This window comes from Candidatus Kryptonium sp., from assembly GCA_025060635.1.
GTDB lineage: Bacteria > Bacteroidota > Ignavibacteria > Kryptoniales > Kryptoniaceae > Kryptonium.
In genome coordinates this window covers 1-842 of the sequence record JANXBN010000096.1, presented here as the reverse complement: position 1 = coordinate 842, position 842 = coordinate 1, and the positions used below count along the sequence as shown (strand labels likewise).

Sequence of the window (842 nt, the reverse complement as noted above, 5' to 3'; positions counted from 1 at the left end):
TGATGAAAAGATTGACTTAGTTAAAAATGAGTTAAAATCAGAAATTAATGGACTTAAAGTTGAGCTCAAGCGACTTGATGAGAAGGTAGATTTAGTTAAAAACGAATTGAGGTCGGAGATTGATGGAATCAAAGGTGAGTTAAGTGGGTTTAAAAACGAGTTTAGGGTAGAGATCAAGCGACTTGATGAGAAGATAGACATAGCGATACAGATAAGGGAGCGACTTGCTGCGCTTGAATCAAAAGTTGCAAGTTTGATAAAATAAAAACTTAATCTATGCCGAAAGTTGATGTTAAGAAAATAATTCAGGAGCTCATAGTCCCGGAGCTTCAAGAGATTAAGTCAAGCGTTAACGAGTTGAAGACAAAATTTGATTCTGAAATAAAACGAGTTGATGAAAAAATTGATCTTATAAGAAGTGAGTTGAAGTCAGAAATGGAAAGTATGCGTAACGAGTTAAGAGCGGAGATAGATAAGGTTCGTGCTGAATTGAAATTAGAGATAGAGGGCGTTCGTGCGGAGGTGGATAAAGTTCGTAGTGAGTTGAAGTCAGGGATAGAAGGTGTTCGTGCTGAATTGAAGTTAGAGATAGAGGGAGTTCGTGGGGAGGTGGATAAAGTTCGTAGTGAGTTAAAGTCAGGGATAGAAGGTGTTCGTGCTGAGATGGATAAAGTTCGTGGTGAATTGAAGTCAGGAATAGATGGTGTTCATGTAGAGGTAGATAAAGTTCGTGGTGAGTTGAGGTCAGGAATAGATGGGGTTCGTGCTGAATTCTATTTAGTTATAGAGGTATTAAGTGTGGAGGTGGATATAGTTCGTGGTGAGTTGAAGACAGAGAGAGA

The 842-nt window shown here is 38.7% G+C and carries 2 protein-coding genes; both read left to right on the top strand.

Annotated elements, in window-relative coordinates; translation table 11 throughout:
• Positions 1 to 265 (top strand): hypothetical protein (locus NZ923_10720; GenBank protein MCS7230481.1); only part of this gene is annotated, 265 nt, incomplete at its 5' end.
• 11 nt (positions 266 to 276) lie between these two features.
• Positions 277 to 842: gp58-like family protein (locus NZ923_10715; GenBank protein MCS7230480.1), on the top strand; the 566-nt coding region annotated here is incomplete at its 3' end.